Below are 17,202 nucleotides of genomic sequence, written 5' to 3'. Positions count from 1 at the left end.
GCCTCAGGGCTTGGCGGGCGCCGCCATGGCCTTGGGGCGGCGGTACAGCACGGTCGTCGCGGTGAACCCGCACACCGCCGCGAACATCAGCCAGTAGGCCGGCGATGCCTTGTCGCCGGTGGCCTGCACCAGCAGCGTCGACACCGCCGGGGTGAAACCACCGAACAGCGCAGTGGCCAGGCTGAAGGCCAGGGAAAAGCCGACCACCCGCACGTTCGCCGGCATCACCTCGGTCAGCGCCGCGACCATCGCGCCGTTGTACAGGCCGAAGAACAACGAGAAGTACAGCAGCACCGCAAGCAGCCGCTCGAAGCTCGCGGCCTCGGCCAGCCAGTGCATGGCCGGGTAGGCGGTCAGCACGCACAGCAGCGAGATCGCCAGCAGTTGCGGGCGCCGGCCGATGCGGTCGGACAGGGCGCCGCCGATGGGCAACCAGATGAAGTTGCTGACCCCGACCAGCAAGGTCACCACCAGGCTGTCGGTGGTGCTCAGTTGCAGCACGGTCCTGCCGAAGGTCGGGGTGTAGACCGTGATCAGGTAGAACGTGGTGGTGGTCATTGCCGCCAGCAGGCCGCCGGCCAGCACCGTGCGCCAGTTGTCGCACATCGAGCGGAACACTTCGGCGGCGCCAGGGTGATGCCCGCGGGCCTTGAACGCTTCGGTCTCCTGCAGCGAGCGGCGGATGATGAAGATGAACGGGATGATCACGCAGCCGACGAAGAACGGGATGCGCCAGCCCCAGGCTGCCACCTCGCTGGTTTCCATGCAGGCGTTGAGGCTGTAGCCCAGCGCCGCCGCCACGACGATCGCCACTTGCTGGCTCGCCGATTGCCAGCTGGTGTAGAACCCGGTGCGCCCCGGCTTGGCGATTTCTGCAAGATAGACCGACACTCCGCCCAGTTCGGCACCGGCCGAAAAGCCTTGCAGCAGCCGCCCCAGCAGCACCAGCAGCGGGGCGAGGATGCCGATGCTGGCGTAGCCGGGCACCAGGGCGATCAGCACGGTACCGGCGGCCATGATCGACAGGGTCACGATCAGCCCTTTGCGCCGCCCGACCTTGTCGATGTAGGCGCCCAGCACGATGGCGCCCAGCGGGCGCATCAGGAAGCCCGAGCCGAACACCGCGAAGGTCATCATCAGCGAGGCGAACTCGCTGCTGGCCGGGAAGAACGTCTGGGAGATGTAGGTGGCATAGAAACCGAACAGAAAGAAGTCGAACTGTTCGAGGAAGTTGCCGCTGGTGACCCGCAGGATGGCGCCGAGGGTGGCGCCCCGGGTCGGTGTGGTGGTTTTCATCATGGCTCGCTTTTGTTGTTATGGGATGAAGGGCACAGCGCTCAGTCGCTGCCGGCGTTGATCGGGTTGGGCTGGCGTTTCTCGATGGCGTGCTTGAGCAGCGCGGCGCTGCGGAAAATGCCGTGGGCGAACTTGCTGTAGGGCATGGTCAGGAAGAACGCCATCACCAGGCCCAGGTGCAAGGCCAGCAACAGGCCGAGGGCGCTGGTTTCGCGCAGCGCCAGCAGGGCCAGGCCGCTGGCGCTCACCAGCAACAGCAGGGCGATGAAACCCCGGTCCATGGGTTTCTGCCGGGCGTCACCGTGGGCGGGGTCGCGGCGCAGGTTGAGGTACAGCAGCCCGGCGGGGCCGACCAGCAGGCCGAGGCCGCCGGCAATGCCGAGCATGACGGGCAGGCTGAGCACCGGGTAGGGCGCGGCCAGGTCCAGCAGGAAGTGGTAGAGCGTGGCGGTGCCGGTGGCGGCCAGGCACAGCAGGAAGCCGTAGAAGGTCAGGTGGTGGAAGCGTCGGCGCCACAAGGTGAAGCGGTCGTCGGCGTTGTTGCAGCCTTGGCCATGGCCGCCGTCCAGGTATTCGAGCCTGGCCACGCTGGCGGTCGCTTCCAGAGCGGCGGCGGTTTTCAGCGCGGCAGGCGCCATCGGTGGTGAAACGTCACGCCAGAATCGGCGCACGCCCAAGGTCAGGGCGATCAGCGCGAAGCCGAACACCGCACCGAACATCAGCGCCAGGGTGTTGTGCGGGAAGATGCCGTAGAAGTTGCCACCGGGCATGGCCGTGAACAGGTTGCCCATGGCCAGTAGCGCCAGGCACAGGAACAGCACCAGGCCGAAGCCGCTGGCCAGCGCCAGGGTCAGGCCGTTGCGCTGGTACAGGCGGCCCAGGGCGCGGGGCCAGGCATATTCGACGTAGGTATCCAGGCGCACCTGGGCCATGGCCTTGGGCACGTTGACCTGGAACTCGTGGGGCGCGGCGTACTGGCAGGCGTGCAGGCAGGCGCCGCAGTTGTGGCAGAGGTTGGCCAGGTAGTGAATATCGGCCTGGCCGAATTCCAGGCGCCGGGTCATGGCCGGGAACACCGCGCAGAAGCCTTCGCAGTAGCGGCAGGCATTGCAGATGCTCATCTGCCGCTGCACTTCGCTTTCATGCACGTTCAGCAGCGGGATCAGCTCGCCTTGGGCTTGCGCTTCAAACAGCTGCATGGCGCACCTCCCGGGTGTCGGCGAAGCCTGCGCTGGCCGCTGCCTGTGTGCCGGCGATCCGCCCGAACGCGGTGCCGATGGCCATGCCGATGCCGGCGGTATAACCCTTGCCCAGTACGTTACCGGCCATCATTTCTCCTGCGACGAAAAGGTTGCGGCTGGGTTGGCCGGCGAAATGCACGGCGGCGGTTTCGTCGGTGGCCAGGCCCAGGTAGGTGAAGGTCACGCCTGGCTTTAACGGGTAGGCGTAGAACGGCGGCTTGACCAGTGGGCGGGCCCAGTGGGTCTTGGCCGGGGCCAGGCCCACGGTGTGGCAGTCGTCGAGCGCGGTGTGGTCGAAGGTGCCGACCTGGCAGGCGCTGTTGTAGGCCTCGAGGGTCTGGAGAAACTGCGCTGGCGGCAGGCCCAGCTTGCGCGCCAGCTCGCTCAGGCTGTTGGCCGTGGTGCCGGGAAACACCGGTGGCATGAAGCGGCCGATGGCCTGCTGGTCGATGATCGACCAGGCCTGCTGACCGGGCTGGCCGGCCACCAGGCGGCCCCAGATGGCATAGCGCTTTGGCCAGAAGTCCTCGCCCTCGTCGTAGAAGCGCTGGCCGTCACGGTTGACCACCACGCCCAGCGACACGCAGTCGATGCGGGTACAGATGCCGCCGTCATAGAGGGGCGCGCGGGCGTCGATGGCGACCATGTGCGCCTGGGTCGGGTCGCCGATGATGTCGGCGCCGAGTTCGCCCATGCGCTTGAGCAGGACGCCGGTGTTGAAGCGCGTGCCACGGATCAGGAAGTTGTCCGACGGCCATTCGCCACGGGCGTTCTGGCCCCAGGCTTCGCGCAGCCATTGGCGGTTGGACTCGAAGCCTCCCGCCGCCAGCACGCAGGCCCTGGCCTGGATACGTTCGGCGGGCAGCCACTGGCCGTCGACTTCGCGGGCTTCAAGGTGCGCGGCGACGAACGTGCCGTCCTCGAGCTCGATGTCGGTGACCTGGGCGTTGTAGCGCACCTGCACGCCGAGCCGTTCGGCACTGCGGAAATATGCGTTCACCAGTGCCTTGCCGCCGCCCATGAAGAAGGCGTTGGTCCGTGCCACGTGCAGCGCGCCGGACAACGGTGGCTGGAAATGCACGCCATGGCTGCGCATCCAGTCGCGGCAACGGGACGATGCGCGGATGGCGATGCGCGCCAGCTTCTCATTGGTCTGGCCACCGGTGACCTTGAGCAGGTCCTGCCAGTATTCCTCCTCGGGATAGGCGTCGACCAGCACGTCCTGGGGCGCGTCGTGCATACAGCGCAGGTTGCGCGTGTGCTGCGAGTTGCCACCGCGCCAGGCCTTGGGTGCGCCTTCCAGCAGCAGTACGCTGGCGCCGGCCTCGCGGGCCATCAGCGCGGCGCAGAGGGCAGCGTTGCCGCCGCCGATTACAAGAACATCGATCATTTTCGCTCCTCGGTCGCAAGGAGGCATGAACGAAGGGCCCCCTGCGAATGGGGGCAAGGTAGGGGAGCGGGGCCAAGGCCGAAAGGCGGGTTACGGCATGGGGTGTTCAGTTTTGCTAAAGGGTCAGGCGCTGCTGTCCTCGATCCAGCTGGAGCCGGGCCACTGTCGGTTGGCCACCAGTTGCCGGGCCACCTCGATGATCACCCGCCGGGTGGCCAGCGCTGCCGGCGACAGCTCATCGTCGGCCAGGGTCGCCAGCAGGTTGCGCCGACCGACGTGGGCGTCGCCGATCTGCGTCACGTGCAGCCCGGTCTCGCCCTTGAGCGCCGCGGCGGCGCCGGGCTGGATGGTGGCGGCGTGGCCGGCGCGCACGGCGTTCATCAGCACGGCGAGGCCGTCGACCTCCATGATGATGTTGGGGGTCAGGCCGGAGCGTTCGAAGGCGGCCATCAGGGCCGCGCGCAGGCCGTGCTGGGCGCTGGGCATCACCAGCGGGAGCTGGCCGAGCTCGGCCAGTTGCACGCAGGCCTGGCGAGGGGCGCCGGGCAGTTGTGGGGCGCTGATGACGAACAGCTGTTCGTCGAGCAACGGCGTGACGCTCCAGCGCTTGCCTCCTTCGAGCTGGAACAGGATGGCGAGATCCAGCTGGCGGGCGTTGAGCTGGGCGGCGAGGTGGCCGGAGAGCATTTCCACCAGGTGCAGCTGGATGTCGGGGTAGCGCTGGCGCATGGCGTCGATCAGCGGCAGGGCGAGCACGGTGGCAGTGGTGGGCGGCAGGCCGACGGTGACGTAGCCGCTCATGCGGCCGCGATGGGCGGCGAGGATGGCATTGTCGGCCTGGCGCAGGCACAGCTGGGCGTGGTGCAGGAAGGCCATGCCGGCGCTGGTGGGGGTGACGCCGGTGCTGCTGCGGTTGAGCAGGCGGGTGCTGAGTTCGCTTTCCAGCTTGGCGATCTGCTGGCTCAGGGCGGAGACACCGACGTCCAGTTCGAGCGCGGCGCGGCCGAGGCTGCCGTGTTCGATGATCTTGACGAAGTAGCGGAGTTGCCTGAGTTCCAAGGGGGCTCCAGATGGGGATTGCAAGGAGTTGAACAGTAGTGTCGCTGGCGCGATCCCTCAAGCGCTTTCCCGAGCAATCAGCTCGCATTGCAGCAGGTTCAAGCGCTGGACCTCGCCCTCTGGCCCAATGCTGCCCAGGTGCTGCAACACCCGCAACGCCGCCAGCTCGCCAATCTCCCGCGACGGCGGGCGCAACGTGGTCAAGCTCGGCAACAGCATCTCGGCAAAGGGATAGTCGCCAAACCCCATGATCGCCATGTCTTCCGGCAGGCGCAGCCCGGCACGCTGGCCGGCGAGCAGGGCACCGGCGGCGAGGTTGTCGTTGGCGAAGAGGATCGCCTGCGGGCGCGGCTCGCGGCGCAGCAGCGCCTCCATGGCCTGGCGGCCGGCCTCGAACGGGGCGCAGTCGGCCGACGGCACGAACACCCAGGGTTCAAGCCCGGCTGCCTGCAGCGCTTCGACGTAGCCATCGCGCCGCTCCAGCGCACTCAGGTCGCCTGCGGCGCTGTTCTGCACGAAGGCGATACGCCGATGGCCCTTGTCCAGCAGGTAGCGGCAGGCCTGCACGCCGACCTGGTGATGCAGGAAGCCGACTTGCAGCGGCGCACGCTCCGGGCAGTAGTCCCAGATCTCCACCACCGGCACATCGGCCTCGGCCAGCATCTTTTCGGTGGCCGGGCTGTGGAAGTGACTGGTGACCACCAGCGCCGCCGGCGACCAGCCGAGAAAGGCGCGGACGGCGCTTTCTTCCTGGGCTTCGTCGAAGTAGCTGGAGGCCAGCAGCAACTGGTAGCCATGGCGGCTCAAGGTGTCGCTGAAAGCCTGGATGGTCTGGGCGAAGATCGGCCCCGAGATGTTCGGGATGACCATGCCGACGATACGACCGCGGGCGGAAGCCAGGCCACCCGCCACCCGGTTCGGCACATAGCCCAACGCTTGCACCGCCACCTCGATGCGCTCGCGCAGGGGTGGGGAAACCTGGTCGGGCTGGTTGAAGTAGCGTGACACGCTGATGGCCGAAACCTCAGCGGCTCGCGCCACCTCGGCGAGGGTGACACGGCCTGCGCCGCGACGCTTGCGTGTGGAGTCCTTGGCTTGGCTCACCGGCTGCCCTCATGGGGAAATCGCCGATGTTAGCGCTAACGTAGGCATCCCTGGCAAATAGCTTTATGGCATATAAATCTGCTTTTTAAGTATTGGACCTACTAAGTCAGCTACTTCGATACTTGCTCATGTTAGCGCTAACAAGCGCTGCTGTTGGCAAGCGCCTGCCACTCGCACGAGCGAGACCAGACAACCACAGCAACACCCTGTCGGCCCCGTCCGCGGGCCCTGGTCTGGTCTCTGAAGGCAGTGAGCATCATGCACAAACCGCGCAAGGCATTCCCGTTCAAGCAACGCCAACCCCTGGCCGCCGCCGTGTTGCTGGCCGCCATCGGCCAACCCGGCCACGCCGCCGAGCAAGCCCCGCAAGCGACCTCGCTGGACGCGGTGACGGTGACCGCCACCCGCCGCGAATCGACCTTGCAGCAGGTGCCGGTGGCGGTGTCGGTGGTCGATGGCGAACAGCTCGAGCGCGACAACCGCAACAACGTCGCCAGCATCGTCCAGCAGGTGCCGACCCTGAACTATCGCGCCGGCGCCTCGAACAAGGACACCTCGCTGTTCATCCGCGGCGTCGGCACCATTTCCACCTCGCCCGGTGTCGAGCCGACCGTGGCGACGGTGGTCGACGGCGTGGTGTTCGGCCGCCCCGGGCAGTCCACCCTGGACCTGCTCGACCTGGAGCGCATCGAAGTGCTGCGCGGCCCGCAAGGCACGCTGTTCGGCAAGAACGCTTCGGCCGGTGTGCTCAACGTGATCAGCAAGGCCATCCCCGAGCAGACCCAAGGCTACGTCGACTACTCGCACTTCGGTGGCGGTGACGAAAACCGCCTGCGCTTCGGCATCGGCGGGCGCCTGAACGAACAGCTCAAGGGCTCGTTGAGCACCTTGTGGGGCGACTACGACGGCAACGTCGAAAACCTCGCCAATGGCCATGATGTCAACGGCTACGAACGAAAGGGCGCGCGCGGCAAGCTGGAATTCGAAGCCAATGATGCCCTGCGCCTGACCCTGATCGCCGATTACATGAAAGGCGAAGACACCCTGCCCAGCGGCGTCATCACCAGCGCCAGCACGGCCTTCGCCAACCAGCTGCGCCCGGTCACGCCCAGCGCCCACAACCGCGACATCAACAGCGACTTCAAGACCCACGTCGAAGACGAAAACCAGGGCCTGTCAGCCCAGCTCGACTGGCAACTGGGCGACTACACCCTGACCTCGATCAGCGCCTGGCGCGGCTGGGACAACACCCAGTACCAGGACGGTGACCGCCGCGCCTTGTTGCCGGTGACCGCGTCCCATGACAAGGGCACGGTCGATTACGACCAGTACAGCCAGGAGTTGCGCCTGACCTCGCCCAAGGGCCAGTTCAACGAATACGTGCTCGGTGCCTTCTACATGCATGGCAAGTCCGACGAGACCTACCAACGGCTTTCGGTCAACAGCGGTGTCGCCAATACGGGGAGGGCGGTTTACTCGACCAGCAATGACAGCGTCGCGCTGTTCGGCGAAAACACCTTCAACTTCACCGACGATTTTCGCGCCATCTTCGGCCTGCGCTGGACCCACGACGACCTCGAGTACGACCACCGCCGCGTCTCCACGTCGGCCACGGCCGTCACCGGCATCCAGCCTTCGACCGCCAGTTCCGGTTCGGTCGACGAGGACGGCTGGAGCGGCCGCAGCGGCCTGCAATACGACTTCAGCGACAACCTCACCGGCTACGTCACTTATTCGCGTGGCTACAAGGGCCCGGCCTACAACGTGTTCTTCAACATGCAGCCGCGTGACACCGAGGCGCTCAAGCCAGAAACCTCCGACGCCTACGAAGTCGGCCTCAAGGGCACCGCGCTGGGCAACCGGCTGATGGCCAACCTGGCGCTGTTCCACACCGATTACGACAACTACCAGGCCAACTTCTACGACACCGTGGCCAACCAGGTGGTGACCCGCCTGGTCAACGCCGGCAAGGTCAAGACCCAGGGCGTGGAACTCGACGCCAGCTTCCAGGCCACCCGCCAGCTCAAGTTTTCGGCGGCGGCGGCCTACACCAAGGCGCGGGTCGACCACTTCAACTGCCCGCCGGGGGCGGCGGCCAACTGCGACATCGACGGCGGCCGCCTGCCGTTCACCCCGGACTGGAAGGCCTACCTGCGTGCCGACTACTCGATCCCGCTGGACAACGGGCTGGATGTCGAGCTGTCCAGCGACTACAGCTGGCAGGACGCGGTGCAGTTCAGCCTCGACCAGAACCCCGACACCGTGCAGGGCGCCTACGGCATCTGGAACGCCAGCATCGCCCTGGCCGACTACAACGACGGTTGGCGCGTGGCGCTGCTGGGCAAGAACCTGGGCGACAAGTCGTATGCGCAGATGCTGGCCAGTGGCGGGGACTCCATCTACCGGTCGGTGCCGCGGGATGACGGGCGCTATTTCGGTGTGCAACTGCGCAAGGACTTCTGACCGCGAAGGGCTGCAAGGCAGCCCCAATCAAGGAGATCGAACATGAGTCGTCAAATGAGCCTGGGTGCCTTTCTCATGGCCACCGGGCACCACATCGCCGCCTGGCGCCACCCCGACGTGCCCGCCGACCCGCTGGACTTCGCCCCCTACCGGCGCACCGCGCAGATTGCCGAAGCCGCCTGCTTCGACGCCCTGTTCGTCGCCGACAGCGTTGCCGCACCCACCGATGCCCTGGCCAGCCACAGCGCCCGCTCGGTGTATTTCGAACCCTTGACCCTGCTTTCGGCCCTGAGTGCGGTCACCGAGCGCATCGGCCTGATCGCCACCGCCACCACCAGTTACAACGAGCCATACCACGTGGCACGCAAGTACGCTTCGCTCGATCATCTTTCCGGCGGGCGAGCCGGCTGGAACCTGGTCACTTCCGACGCCGCCGCCGAGGCCGGCAACTTTGGCCGCGATGCGCATATTCCCCACGGCGAGCGCTATGCCAGGGCCCGCGAGTTCCAGCAGGTGGTGCAGGGGTTGTGGGACAGCTGGGCCGATGACGCCTTTGTCCGGGACAAGGCCAGCGGCCTGTTCCATCACGCCGATGCAGTACGTACTGTCAATCATACTGGCGAGCACTTTCGCGTCCGTGGCCCGCTGAACGTGGCCCGCTCACCCCAGGGCCGGCCGGTACTGGTCCAGGCCGGCTCGTCCGAAACCGGACGCGAGCTGGCCGCCGAAAGTGCCGAGGTGGTGTTCACCGCGCAGCCCAGCCTGGCCCGCGCCCAGGCCTTCTATGCCGACCTCAAGGGCCGCCTGGCCCGCCACGGGCGCCACGAGGACTCACTGAAGATCATGCCCGGCGTGTTCGTCGTGGTCGGGCGCAGCGCGGCCGAAGCCCAGGCCAAGTACCAACGGTTCCAGGACCTGGTCGACCCGCGGGTAGGCGTCGCCTTGCTCGGTCGCATGCTCGGCAACTTCGACCTGTCCGGCTACCCGCTGGACGGCCCGCTGCCCGAGCTGCCGCCCACCGAGGACGGCCAGCGCAGCCGCCAGCAGTTGCTCACCGAACTGGCCGGCCAGGAGCAGTTGACCCTCGCCGAACTGGGCCGGCGCATTGCCGGCGGGCGAGGGCACTACAGCCTGGTCGGCACGCCGACGCAGATCGCCGACGAGCTCCAGGCCTGGTTCGAAGGGCGCGCGGCGGACGGCTTCAACGTGCTGGTGCCCCACCTGCCACAGGGCCTGGAGGACTTCGCCAGCCACGTGGTCCCCGAATTGCAGCGTCGCGGGCTGTTCCGTCGTCAGTACCAGGGCCGCACCCTGCGTGATCATCTGGGCCTGCAGCGGCCCGCCAACCCCTTCTTTGCCGAGCGAGGTCGACCATGAGCTACAACGCCCACCCCGAGCGCTATGCGCGCATTCCCTACCGCCGTGTCGGCCGCAGTGGCCTGGTGCTGCCGGCCCTGTCCCTGGGGTTGTGGCACAACTTCGGTGACGCCACCCCCATCGACACCCAGCGCGCCCTGCTGCGCACGGCGTTCGATGCCGGGATCAACCACTTCGACCTGGCCAACAACTACGGCCCGCCCTACGGCAGCGCCGAGCGCAACTTCGGCCGCCTGCTGCGCGAAGACCTGCGCCCTTACCGCGACGAGCTGATCATCTCCAGCAAGGCCGGCTGGGACATGTGGCCCGGGCCGTACGGGCAGGGCGGCAGTTCGCGCAAGTACCTGCACGCCAGCCTCGACCAGAGCCTGCAGCGCCTGGGCCTGGACTATGTCGACATCTTCTACTCGCACCGCTTCGATGCCGACACGCCGCTGGAGGAAACCGCCATCGCCCTGGCCGATATCGTGCGCCAGGGCAAGGCGCTGTACATCGGCATTTCCTCCTACTCCGCCGGCAAGACCCGCGAGATCGCCGCACTGCTGGCCGAGCTGAAGGTGCCGCTGTTGATCCACCAGCCCTCGTACAACCTGTTCAACCGCTGGATCGAGCGGGACCTGCTGAACACCACCGACGCGGTCGGCGCCGGGGTGATCGTGTTCACCGCCCTGGCCCAGGGGCTGCTCAGCGACAAGTACCTCGATGGCATCCCTGCCGATGCCCGGGTCAACCGCGCAGGCGGTGGTTCGCTGCTGCCACAGCACCTGTCCGAGGCCAACATCGCCCGTGCCCGTGCGCTGAATGAGATCGCCCGGCGCCGTGGCCAGAGCCTGGCGCAGCTGGCCCTGGCCTGGACCCTGCGCGATCCGCGGGTGAGCTCGGCGCTGATCGGTGCCAGCCGCCCCGAGCAGATCATCGAGAACGTAGCGGCCCTCGACAACCTGGCGTTCAGCGCCGAGGAACTGGCCGAGATCGACCAGTACGCCGTGGAAGGCGGGATCAACCTCTGGGAAAAGCCCGCCACCGACTGGAAGGATTGAGCCATGGGCGTGTTACGTGTTGCATTGCTGCTGCTCCTGGGGCTGGCCGGCGCGGCCCAGGCGGCGGACCCGGCCGCCTTGCGCATCGGCTACCAGAAGGGCTCGATCAGCCTGGTGCTGGCCAAGCAGCACCGGCTGCTGGAGCAGCGTTTCGCCGATACCCGGGTGGAGTGGATCGAGTTTCCCGCCGGCCCGCAGATGCTCGAAGCCCTGAACATCGGCAGCCTCGACATCGGCTCTACCGGCGACATTCCGCCGATCTTCGCCCAGGCGGCCGGTGCCGAGCTGCTGTACATAGGCGCCGAACCGCCCAAGCCCAAGGCCGAGGTGATCCTGGTGCCCAAGGCCAGCCCGGTCGCCTCGGTAGCCGGGCTAAAGGGCAAGCGCATTGCCTTGCAGAAGGGCTCCAGCGCCCACAACCTGCTGCTGCGCAGCCTGGCCAAGGCCGGCTTGAGCATCCGTGACGTGCAGCCGGTGTACCTGGCGCCAGCCGATGCGCGGGCGGCCTTCGAACGTGGCAGCGTGGATGCCTGGGTGATCTGGGACCCGTTCTATTCGGCCATCGAACTGGAGGGCAAGGCACGGTTGCTGGCCGATGGCGAGGGGCTGGGGTTGATCGGGCCGTTCATGCTGGGGGCGCGGGGGTATGTCGAGGCCAATGAGGATTTCGTCACGCGCCTGCTGGCGGAAATCACCCGGGCCGAGGCACTGACGCGCAGTGACGAGGCGGGGAGCATCCGGTTGCTGGCGCAGTTCATGGGCTTGCCGGAGGAGGTGGTGCGGCGCAGTTTCAGCCATCGGCCGGCGTCGCCGTTGATGCCGGTGACCGAGGAGATCGTCGCGGCGCAGCAACGCACGGCGGAGTTGTTCTTCGACAACAAGGTATTGCCCAGGCGGGTGGACATTGCCGGTGCTGTCTGGCATCCACATTGAGGGTGCCTGCTCTGGCCTCTTCGCGGGTGAACCCGCTCCCACAGTACCCGCGAAGAGGCCAGAGCAGCCAGAGGGTAAGCGGTACAGTAATGTGTATCTGTTTAATTTAATGTAACTGTACCGGTCGCAGGCTGACCTGATTCCGTTAGTGTGGCGGCACTGAAAACGATTCTGGAATACCTGTGATGCTTGCCTCTGCCGACCTCCTGACAGCCTTTGTGCTGTTCGCCTTCGTCTCCTCGATCACCCCGGGGCCCAACAACACCATGCTGCTGGCCTCGGGCGTGAACTTCGGCGTGCGCCGCTCCATCCCCCATGCCATCGGCATCAGTGTCGGTTTCATGGTCATGGTACTGGCGGTCGGCCTGGGCCTGGGCGAGGTGTTCAAGGCCTGGCCGGCGCTGTACAGCGTGCTGCGCTACACCGGTGCCGCCTACTTGCTGTACCTGGCCTGGAAGATCGCCACGTCCGGGCCACTGGGCGGCGACTCGCCCAATGCGCGCAAACCCATGGGTTTCTGGGGCGCGGCGGCGTTCCAGTGGGTCAACCCCAAGGCCTGGGTGATGGCGGTGGGCGCGATCACCACCTACACGCCGGCCCAGGGCTACGTGACCAATGTGATCGTCATCGCGACGTTGTTCGCCCTGGTCAACCTGCCCAGCGTCGGTATCTGGGTAATGTTCGGCAGTGCGCTGCGCAACCTTTTGCAGAACCCGCGCTGGCTGATGCTGTTCAATGTCCTGATGGCCTTGCTGCTGGTGATTTCCCTGTATCCGCTGCTGTTTGTAGAATCGGCGTTTTCATGAACCCGTGAGTACAGCAAGCGATGGAGTTGATTCCCTGGTCCTATCAATGCGCCGAAGGCTTCACCTTGCGCGGCTGGCGTTCGCCAGCCAGCGGCAAGCCGCTGCTGCATTTTATCCACGGCAATGGCTTCTGCTGCCTGGTCTACCAGCCGCTGCTGCTGGCATTGGCTGAGCATTTCGACCTGTGGCTGTGCGATGTGCAGGGCCATGGCGACAGCGACCATGGCGGCGAGTTTCGTGGCTGGAACCGCACGGCGGCGTTGGCCGTGGAAGCCTTCGAGGCGGGCCGGGGCGAGTATGCCGACGTGCCGCGGGTTGCCGTGGGTCACAGTTTCGGCGGTGTACTGACCGGGCTGATCCTGGCCTGCCAGCCGGGCTTGTTCCAGCGGGCGGTGCTGCTCGACCCGGTGCTCTTCAGCCGGCGCATGCTCGGCGCCATGGGCTTTGCCACGCTGGTTGGCCTGCACCGCCGCAGTGCCCTGGCGCGCAAGGCCGCCAGCCGCCGTAGCCACTGGCCTGACCGTGAAGCGGCGCTGACCTCGTTGCAAGGGCGGGGCATTTTCAAGGGCTGGAGTGATGCGGCATTGCAGGCCTATGTCGAGCATGCGATCGGCGACTGCGATGAAGGCGTGGTGCTCAAGTGCCGCCCCAGCCGCGAGGTGGAGATCTTCAGTTCGTTCCCGTCGCGCATGTGGGCTCAGCTGGCTGCCATCCAAACGCCGACCCTGGTGCTGCATGGCGCAAGGACCTATCCGTTCGTGCCCCGTTCGGTACAGCGCCTTGCGGCGCTCAACGGCTACGTGAGTGCCCGCGAGGTTGCCGGTGGCCACTGCTTCATGCAGGAAGACCCGGCCATGGCAGCAGAACAGGTGCTGGCATTCCTCCAAGGCTAAGCAACTGTTCCATGGATGGAACGATCAATGCCATTTCGGCAGGCTACCGGCTTATTGGTTGCATTGGTAAGGTGAGCCCAGCCAAGAGAGGAGCCTTCTCATGAAAAAGATTCTGGGTATCCACCGCAGCCCCCAGGCCCACTGGGTCGGTGACGGCTTCCCGGTGCGCAGCCTGTTCACCTACGACAACCTGGCCAGCCAGCTCAGCCCGTTCCTGCTGCTGGACTATGCCGGCCCCTATGATTTCACGCCCACCCGCGAGCGCCGTGGCGTCGGCCAGCACCCGCACCGCGGCTTCGAGACCGTGACCATCGTCTACCAGGGCGAGCTGGAGCACCGTGACTCTACCGGCGCAGGCGGTTTGATCGGCCCCGGCGATGTGCAGTGGATGACTGCCGCCAACGGCATCATCCACGAGGAATTTCATTCCCCGGCCTTTGCCCGCAGCGGTGGGACGCTGGAGATGGTGCAACTCTGGGTCAACCTGCCGGCGCGCGACAAGCGGGCTGCGGCGGGGTACCAGACGTTGCTGGCCACGGACATCCCCGTGGTGCAGCTGGAGGATGACGCTGGCAGCTTGCGGGTGATCGCGGGTAGCTATCGAGGGCATCCAGGGCCGGCGCGGACTTTCACCGCAATGGACGTATGGGACTTGCGCCTTGTTCCGGGTGCCAGCCTGCACCTGCCGATTGCCGAGGGGCGGCATGCCGCGCTGGTGGTACTGCGCGGCAGCGTGCGGGTCAACGGTGAGCGTGAGGCCGGGCCCGCCAGCCTGGTAATGCTGGCGCGCGGTGGCGAAGATGTGGCCATCGAGGCGCTCGACGACGCCAGCGTGCTGCTGCTCAGTGGCGAGCCGATCGACGAGCCGATCGTGGGCTACGGGCCGTTCGTGATGAACAGCCAGGCCGAGATTGCCGAGTCGTTCGATGATTTCCATGCCGGGCGGTTCGGGCAGATGGCGGGTGAGGAAAGCGGCCCGAGTCATTGATAGCGTGCACCGGCCTCTTCGCGGGTAAACCCGCTCCCACAGCAATGGTGCAGGCCTTTGGCCCTGTGCAAACCTCCTGTGGGAGCGGGCTTGCCCGCGATGAGGCCGGTACAGGCGGCACAAAACTTGGCATGATGCCGCCATGCCCCAGTCTCGCCTGCATGCCCTGCAACGCTCGCTCAACCTGACCGGCCAGCACACCCTGTGGCTGCGCTACCCCACGCCCTATCACTGGCCCTCGACCCTGGCCTTCCTCGCCGCCCGCTGCATCCCCGGCATCGAAACCTTCACCGCCGGCACCTACCGCCGCACCCTGGCCATCAACGGCAGGCATGCCATCCTCGAAGCCAGGCCCACCGCCGGAAACCGCCTGCGCATCCACCTCACGGGCGTCCCCAACCGGGCAGTCCCCGCGCTGATCACCCGCATCCGGCGTTTCTTCGACCTCGACGCCGACCCCGCCCGCATTGCCCATGACCTGTCCCGCGACCCGCTCATGGCTCGGTTGCTCGCCACCCGCCCAGGCTTGCGCGTGCCCCAGGGTTGGGAGGGCTGTGAGCAAGCCATGCGCACCGTGCTTGGCCAGCAGATCAGCGTCGCCGGTGCCATGACCCTGGCCGGGCGGCTGGTCGCCCGCCTTGGCGAGCCCCTGCGCCTGCCCGCCGAAGGGCTGAGCCACGTGTTCCCGGCGGCACAGGCCATCGCCGCCGCCGACCTGGACAACCTGGGCGTGCCACGCGCCCGCGCGGCCACCTTGGCCACATTGGCCAGTGCGCTGCTGGCACAGCCCGGCCTGCTGCGCCCCGGTCAACCCCTGGAGGCCGTTGTGGCCAATTTATGTCGACTCAAGGGCATCGGCCCCTGGAGTGCCCAGTATCTGGCCCTGCGTCAGGTCGCTGCCCGCGATGCCCTGCCGCTGGGGGATGTCGCCCTGGTCAAGGCCCTGCGCCTGCTCGAAGGCGCGGATGCGCGACTGGCTGAGCGAGCCCAGGCCTGGCACCCCTGGCGGGCCTATGCGGCGCAGCATTTGTGGGCCTCACTGACGGCAAGATGAAACAAGCGCGACCGCTTGTCGCAAAGTGCCAATATTCGATCGAACAGCCCGGGGCGAGGGGCGTTCTTCCACTAAGGTGCTATAGGATTTCCCGCACGATCATTGCCCCGGCGCATGGACGGCCGCTTGGGCATGGGCAATATCAATTGGCACCCCGTCCCGCAAAGGCGTAATCCCACACAACAGGCCAACAGAGAGGGGTCGTACCATGTCGTTGATTGGAGTTTCGATGCTGGAAATGCGGCAGATCATCGAGCAGGCCTGCCTGCCTGACCGCTGCGAAGTCAGCTGCACGGATGGCAACAGCCTGACCATTCGCCTCGCCCAGGGGCAAAACCTGGAGGAGGGCGTGACCCTCGCCGGGGTGTCGTTGCAGAGCCTCAACAGTTGTCGCGACCTGGTGAACCTGGTCGGACAACTGCATGCGCTGCGCGACAGCCAGCCACTGCCGCTCAAGGCGATCGCCTGACCGCCTGTGACGTGCCGGTCAGCCGAGGCTGGCCGGCCGCACGTAAGATGGCATCAGCCCGTTGCTCCAGAACAGGATCATCGACACCAGGATGGTCACCAGCAGCAACAAACCCACTCCCCACACGCAACTGGCGAACAGCATGGCCTGTTCCTTGCGCAGGCGCAGGAAGGTTTGCAACCCGCCATACAGCAGCACCGTGGCATAGGCCGAAGCAGCCACCAGGGCCAGCAAGGCCACCGCTCTGATCGGCACCAGGCCGACCACCCCGGCAAAGAACCACGGCGTCGCGCAATAGGCGGCAAAACCGATGCACTGGTTGAGGCTCGGCTGCGCGTCGAAGCCTCGGGACATCCAGCGGATCATCACCCCCATCAGCATCACCCCGACCACCGTGGTGGCATACAGCAGCCCGGCCAGCTGCGCGGCGCTGGCCATGTCCAGGTGCACCCGCTCCTCGGCGGCCAGGCTCCAGCCGAACACGGTGGTGCCGACGAACAGGCAAAGGGCAGGTATCAACGCCAGGGCCAGCAGGCGCGGCAGGTATTGTTGCGGGTGCTCCTCCTCGGCGCGACGGATGTCCATCCAGGCGTCGGCAGGGTGGGTGAAAAGCTTGAGCAAGGGACTGTTCATGGCGATCTCCGCAGGCGGGGCCTTTGTAGGTATGGAGAGCCCCCGTTCGCGCCAGGTTCAGCCAGGTTGGTCGCCGTTGATCGGTCTACTGCAGCTCCAGCAGCAGATTCAGCCCGCCGTCACCGCATTTGCCCTGGTCGCGCACCACGCCCCGGTAAGTGCGCCCGTCCCAGACGAACGCCACGCTGTGGGCGCGTTCGACCTTGTCCGGCAGCGGCGGGCAGATGTGCAGGCGCAGGCCTGGGCGGCCCTGCAGGTTGAGGTCGGCAAGCTGGCATTGGCATTCGACGCTCAGGGCCACCGGGCCGAACAGGGTGTCGCGGACGTAGTCGAGCTGGACGTTGGCGTTGGGCGCACGGCCGGGCATTTTCATGGCCGCTGGGCTCCTGGGGGCTGGCAGTGCTGGCAAGGCATTGGCGGCAGGCTCCTGGCAGAAGGATGGCACGTATCATCTTT

General features: G+C 66.6%; 16 protein-coding genes. 9 read left to right on the top strand and 7 right to left on the bottom strand.

Annotation, left to right across the window (positions count from 1 at the left end):
* Positions 1-3: 3 nt before the first annotated feature.
* The 5 genes from ACIP21_RS07925 to ACIP21_RS07905 all read right to left on the bottom strand — a co-directional run bounded on the left by ACIP21_RS07925 (position 4) and on the right by ACIP21_RS07905 (position 6,090).
* Complete coding sequence (locus ACIP21_RS07925) at positions 4-1,299, bottom strand: MFS transporter (protein WP_400686096.1); 1,296 nt, start codon at positions 1,297-1,299, stop codon at positions 4-6.
* A gap of 38 nt (positions 1,300-1,337) precedes the next feature.
* Entirely contained in the window at positions 1,338-2,495 is a 1,158-nt protein-coding gene (gene tcuB / locus ACIP21_RS07920) for a tricarballylate utilization 4Fe-4S protein TcuB (protein ID WP_400686093.1), read from the bottom strand.
* A complete protein-coding gene (gene tcuA, locus ACIP21_RS07915; RefSeq protein ID WP_400686091.1) occupies positions 2,482-3,927 on the bottom strand; it encodes an FAD-dependent tricarballylate dehydrogenase TcuA in 1,446 nt (481 codons plus the stop codon). The genes tcuB and tcuA overlap by 14 nt, the downstream gene beginning before the upstream one ends.
* Positions 3,928-4,050: 123 nt before the next feature.
* Positions 4,051-4,986 carry a LysR substrate-binding domain-containing protein gene (locus ACIP21_RS07910; protein WP_400686088.1) on the bottom strand — a complete coding sequence of 312 codons (936 nt, stop codon included), beginning with the start codon at positions 4,984-4,986 and terminating at the stop codon, positions 4,051-4,053.
* 57 nt (positions 4,987-5,043) lie between these two features.
* A complete protein-coding gene (locus ACIP21_RS07905; protein WP_400686085.1) occupies positions 5,044-6,090 on the bottom strand; it encodes a LacI family DNA-binding transcriptional regulator in 1,047 nt (348 codons plus the stop codon).
* A gap of 258 nt (positions 6,091-6,348) precedes the next feature.
* On the opposite strand from ACIP21_RS07905, the gene ACIP21_RS07900 reads away from it, so the two are divergent.
* The 9 genes from ACIP21_RS07900 to ACIP21_RS07860 all read left to right on the top strand — a co-directional run bounded on the left by ACIP21_RS07900 (position 6,349) and on the right by ACIP21_RS07860 (position 16,113).
* The gene (locus ACIP21_RS07900; RefSeq protein WP_400686084.1) at positions 6,349-8,553 is read left to right on the top strand and encodes a TonB-dependent receptor; all 2,205 of its coding nucleotides are present in this window, start codon (positions 6,349-6,351) and stop codon (positions 8,551-8,553) included.
* A gap of 42 nt (positions 8,554-8,595) precedes the next feature.
* On the top strand, positions 8,596-9,930 hold the full coding sequence (locus tag ACIP21_RS07895; protein ID WP_400686081.1) for an LLM class flavin-dependent oxidoreductase: 1,335 nt from the start codon (positions 8,596-8,598) through the stop codon (positions 9,928-9,930).
* On the top strand, positions 9,927-10,970 hold the full coding sequence (gene mgrA, locus ACIP21_RS07890) for an L-glyceraldehyde 3-phosphate reductase (protein ID WP_400686079.1): 1,044 nt from the start codon (positions 9,927-9,929) through the stop codon (positions 10,968-10,970). The genes ACIP21_RS07895 and mgrA overlap by 4 nt, the downstream gene beginning before the upstream one ends.
* 3 nt (positions 10,971-10,973) lie before the next feature.
* The gene (locus ACIP21_RS07885) at positions 10,974-11,903 is read left to right on the top strand and encodes an aliphatic sulfonate ABC transporter substrate-binding protein (RefSeq protein WP_400686076.1); all 930 of its coding nucleotides are present in this window, start codon (positions 10,974-10,976) and stop codon (positions 11,901-11,903) included.
* Positions 11,904-12,088: 185 nt separating this feature from the next.
* Positions 12,089-12,709 carry a LysE family translocator gene (locus tag ACIP21_RS07880; protein ID WP_400686073.1) on the top strand — a complete coding sequence of 207 codons (621 nt, stop codon included), beginning with the start codon at positions 12,089-12,091 and terminating at the stop codon, positions 12,707-12,709.
* A gap of 20 nt (positions 12,710-12,729) precedes the next feature.
* Entirely contained in the window at positions 12,730-13,602 is an 873-nt protein-coding gene (locus ACIP21_RS07875) for an alpha/beta fold hydrolase (protein WP_400686070.1), read from the top strand.
* A gap of 100 nt (positions 13,603-13,702) precedes the next feature.
* Positions 13,703-14,590 carry a pirin family protein gene (locus ACIP21_RS07870; protein ID WP_400686067.1) on the top strand — a complete coding sequence of 296 codons (888 nt, stop codon included), beginning with the start codon at positions 13,703-13,705 and terminating at the stop codon, positions 14,588-14,590.
* A gap of 142 nt (positions 14,591-14,732) precedes the next feature.
* Positions 14,733-15,644 (top strand): DNA-3-methyladenine glycosylase family protein, encoded by a 912-nt coding sequence (locus ACIP21_RS07865; protein ID WP_400686064.1) that lies wholly within the window; start codon positions 14,733-14,735, stop codon positions 15,642-15,644.
* 208 nt (positions 15,645-15,852) lie between these two features.
* The gene (locus tag ACIP21_RS07860; RefSeq protein ID WP_400686061.1) at positions 15,853-16,113 is read left to right on the top strand and encodes a DUF1652 domain-containing protein; all 261 of its coding nucleotides are present in this window, start codon (positions 15,853-15,855) and stop codon (positions 16,111-16,113) included.
* A gap of 18 nt (positions 16,114-16,131) precedes the next feature.
* On the opposite strand, the gene ACIP21_RS07855 is transcribed toward ACIP21_RS07860, so the two are convergent.
* A complete protein-coding gene (locus ACIP21_RS07855; protein WP_400686058.1) occupies positions 16,132-16,746 on the bottom strand; it encodes a Yip1 family protein in 615 nt (204 codons plus the stop codon).
* An 85-nt stretch (positions 16,747-16,831) separates the two neighbouring features.
* Positions 16,832-17,119, bottom strand: a complete 288-nt coding sequence (locus ACIP21_RS07850) for a hypothetical protein (protein WP_400686056.1) — start codon at positions 17,117-17,119, stop codon at positions 16,832-16,834.
* Positions 17,120-17,202 lie beyond the last annotated feature (83 nt).

Source organism: Pseudomonas sp. NPDC089401, assembly GCF_044749485.1.
GTDB lineage: Bacteria > Pseudomonadota > Gammaproteobacteria > Pseudomonadales > Pseudomonadaceae > Aquipseudomonas.
This window is presented reverse-complemented; position numbering and strand designations above follow the sequence as displayed.

Coding starts and splice junctions, on each gene's coding strand:
- ACIP21_RS07925 (WP_400686096.1), bottom strand. CDS start 1,299: ATGATGAAAACCACCACACCGACCCGGGGCGCCACCCTCGGCGCCATC.
- tcuB (WP_400686093.1), bottom strand. CDS start 2,495: ATGCAGCTGTTTGAAGCGCAAGCCCAAGGCGAGCTGATCCCGCTGCTG.
- tcuA (WP_400686091.1), bottom strand. CDS start 3,927: ATGATCGATGTTCTTGTAATCGGCGGCGGCAACGCTGCCCTCTGCGCC.
- ACIP21_RS07900 (WP_400686084.1), top strand. CDS start 6,349: ATGCACAAACCGCGCAAGGCATTCCCGTTCAAGCAACGCCAACCCCTG.
- ACIP21_RS07895 (WP_400686081.1), top strand. CDS start 8,596: ATGAGTCGTCAAATGAGCCTGGGTGCCTTTCTCATGGCCACCGGGCAC.
- mgrA (WP_400686079.1), top strand. CDS start 9,927: ATGAGCTACAACGCCCACCCCGAGCGCTATGCGCGCATTCCCTACCGC.
- ACIP21_RS07885 (WP_400686076.1), top strand. CDS start 10,974: ATGGGCGTGTTACGTGTTGCATTGCTGCTGCTCCTGGGGCTGGCCGGC.
- ACIP21_RS07880 (WP_400686073.1), top strand. CDS start 12,089: ATGCTTGCCTCTGCCGACCTCCTGACAGCCTTTGTGCTGTTCGCCTTC.
- ACIP21_RS07875 (WP_400686070.1), top strand. CDS start 12,730: ATGGAGTTGATTCCCTGGTCCTATCAATGCGCCGAAGGCTTCACCTTG.
- ACIP21_RS07870 (WP_400686067.1), top strand. CDS start 13,703: ATGAAAAAGATTCTGGGTATCCACCGCAGCCCCCAGGCCCACTGGGTC.
- ACIP21_RS07865 (WP_400686064.1), top strand. CDS start 14,733: ATGCCCCAGTCTCGCCTGCATGCCCTGCAACGCTCGCTCAACCTGACC.
- ACIP21_RS07860 (WP_400686061.1), top strand. CDS start 15,853: ATGTCGTTGATTGGAGTTTCGATGCTGGAAATGCGGCAGATCATCGAG.
- ACIP21_RS07855 (WP_400686058.1), bottom strand. CDS start 16,746: ATGAACAGTCCCTTGCTCAAGCTTTTCACCCACCCTGCCGACGCCTGG.
- ACIP21_RS07850 (WP_400686056.1), bottom strand. CDS start 17,119: ATGAAAATGCCCGGCCGTGCGCCCAACGCCAACGTCCAGCTCGACTAC.